The following is a 2,812-nucleotide window of genomic DNA, read 5'->3' on the forward strand; positions in this document are numbered from 1 at the left end:
TGTTTTCTGACGATATTTTCTTGATTAAATCAGCGTTTCCCTAGCAGCTAAAAGCCCCCATCCGTTCGCACGGCGCTTAGCCACAGGATCCCGCGGCGGAGCCGCTGGAGATCTAGACCTGGACCTAGATCTAGACCCCCAGGGCCTCTGGCCCCATCTTCCTCGATCTCGGTCTCACTCGCCCCCATCCGTTCGCACCACGCTCAGCCACGAGACCTCCGGCACGAAGGGCCCGACCAGCTCAAGGCTCAAGGCCCCATCCTCTCACTCACTGCCCAGCCACATAACTGCGGCTTAGGCGCTGTTATATTTCAAAAGGCGGCGCTTTCCAACCTGTGCGCCGCCACCTCCATTCCTAATTCCTAATTCCTGATTTTTCAGTCTTTCTGTCCCAGCCCCTTCAGGTCCACGTCCTGCCGGTTATAGGCATCTGCCATTTCCGTCAGGTAGGACCAGTATTTTTTGGGGATGAAGTTCCTCCGTTCCTCCGGATTTCTTCGGCCCTCGATGCTCAAATGACGGTAGTAGTCCATCCAGAGCTTCCGATAATCCTTTTCCTCATTTTTATACTTCAGGTTCTTTTCCACATGCTCCACGGCCACAATGGACACCTTGCCGTTCCCGTACACCGCCGCTTTATGGCGGTTCACATCGTAAATGGCCCACCACAGGGTAGGCAGGCGGCCCTTGAAATGGGTGGCCAGCACCGGCAGGATGTTATGGGTAGGATTAATGGCGGCATAGAGGAAACCGTCCTCCAGTTCGCTGAACCGGAGGATACCCCGGAATTTTTCCGTCTCGTTTCCCACTTCCCGGCACATACCGACGATATCAGATACCCAGGGTTCCTTTTCATGGGCATAGATCTGTTTTTTCAGATTGAATCCATCCCGCATGAAAATATAAAGCTTCATTTCCCGCCCCTTATCATCGGACAGGAAAGCCCGATACAGCCACCGCATGGCCCGTTTCCCGCAGTTCTTCTCGAAGGCGGCGGCCACTTTTTCTGCATGGAGGTAGCTCGTCTCCACCAGGTATTCCTGGCCGAAAAGGTGGGATTCCCCCACAAAGGGAGCAATGCTTTCCAGGTGGCTGGTGCCATAATGGTAAATCTCATAAATAGAAGTCAGGAAACCGGGATAGGTTCCGTCGTATAGGTAGTGCATAGGATTCCTGTCTCCTTTCGAGCAATGAATTTCATGGTTACAGAAGTCGGCAGGAAGCAGGCTGATAGTCATGAAAAGGTTGATTGGGTTAATCAGGTCAATTGGGGCTGGTCAGGATTTCACCCCTTCCAACCTGTTCAACCTTTCCAACCACTCCAATCTTTTCAACCTGCTTCTCCATCCGGCTCCCTGCCGATTATTCTTTACGTCTGCCCATCAAAGAGGCTCATTTCCCGCACTTCCCGGGCGGCGGTCCTGGAAATGAGGCGGTTCCGGAGATGGGCGTTATCCAAAGACACATTTCCATAGTACCGTCCTCCGATGGTAATAAAGTAGCCGGCCCGTTTCATCACGATGCCCAGGCGGTGGAGGTCGTCAAAAGACAGGTACCCATACCGCCGGAGTCGAACGATGCGGAGGGCGCTCTTCACGCCGATGCCCGGTACCCGGAGCAGCATTTCATAGGAGGCCCGGTTGATTTCCACAGGGAACAGCTCCCGGTGCCGGAGGGCCCAGTTGCACTTGGGATCCAGTTCCTCATCGAAATCCGGCTCCTCGGGCGTCAGGATTTCCTCGGCCCTGAACTTGTAGAAGCGAAGCAGCCAGTCCGCCTGGTACAGCCGGTTCTCCCGGTTAAGCGGCGGCCGTTTGATGGCGGGCAGGTTCTTCCCCTTCATCACCGGCACGTAGGCCGAATAGTACACACGCTTCAGGGACGCCGCCCTGTACAGGCCCTCCGTGAGGAGCAGGATCTGCCGGTCGCTTTCTCCGCTGGCCCCCACGATGAGCTGGGTAGTCTGCCCCGCCGGCACGAAGGAAGGAGCCCTTTTGAAATGCTTCTTTTCTTCCCGGTGCACCAGGATGGAATCCCGGAAAAATTTCATAGGCGCCATGATGGCCTTCTTCGTCTTCTGGGGCGCCAGAAGATGGAGGGACCGCTCCGAAGGAAGCTCGATATTCACGCTCACCCGGTCCACGTACCGGCCCAGTTCATCCAGCAGTACCGGATCCGTGCCGGGAATGCCCTTCATGTGGATGTAACCGTTGAAATGGTACTGCTTTCGAAGGATTTTCGCCGTCCGAATCAGAAGCTCCGTGGTATAGTCCGGCGATTTGAGGATGCCGGAAGACAGGAAAAGGCCTTCGATGTAATTCCGCTTGTAAAACTCCACCGTCAGATGGGCGATTTCCTCCGGCGTCAGGATGGCCCGGGGCGTATCATGGCTCCTGCGGTTCACGCAGTACTCGCAGTCGAAGATGCAGGAATTGGTCATGAGGATTTTCAGGAGGGAAACACAGCGGCCATCGGCAGTCCAGGTATGGCAGATACCGCTTTTATGGGCATTACCCAGCCCACCCCCATTCGCCCGGGCAGACCCGCTCGACGAACAGGACACATCGTACTTCGCCGCATCCGCCAGTATATCCAGCTTTTCTCCAATCTCCATGGCTGCCTCCTCTAGAACATTTTTTCTTGTCCTATTATACCACAAATGGAAAAAATGTTCTTGTAAGGATGGTTGAGCTCCCGTACGTACAGTTGGGTAGTATGTGGCTGAGTGACATGCGAACGTACAGGGGCTTCCAGCTGTTAGGGAAACGCTGATTTAATCAAGAAAATATCGTCAGAAAACACTCTTTCCTGT

General features: G+C 54.6%; 2 protein-coding genes. Both read right to left on the reverse strand.

Going from position 1 to position 2,812, the window contains the following annotated elements; all coding sequences use genetic code 11:
• Positions 1-377: 377 nt before the first annotated feature.
• Positions 378-1,166, reverse strand: coding sequence for a TIGR03915 family putative DNA repair protein (locus QZR21_RS08885; RefSeq protein ID WP_296099574.1), 789 nt, complete (start codon positions 1,164-1,166; stop codon positions 378-380).
• Between the two features lie 203 nt (positions 1,167-1,369).
• Positions 1,370-2,614, reverse strand: coding sequence for a putative DNA modification/repair radical SAM protein (locus tag QZR21_RS08890; RefSeq protein ID WP_296975015.1), 1,245 nt, complete (start codon positions 2,612-2,614; stop codon positions 1,370-1,372).
• Positions 2,615-2,812: the final 198 nt, after the last annotated feature.

The organism is uncultured Dialister sp. (assembly GCF_900541605.1).
Taxonomy (GTDB): domain Bacteria; phylum Bacillota; class Negativicutes; order Veillonellales; family Dialisteraceae; genus Dialister.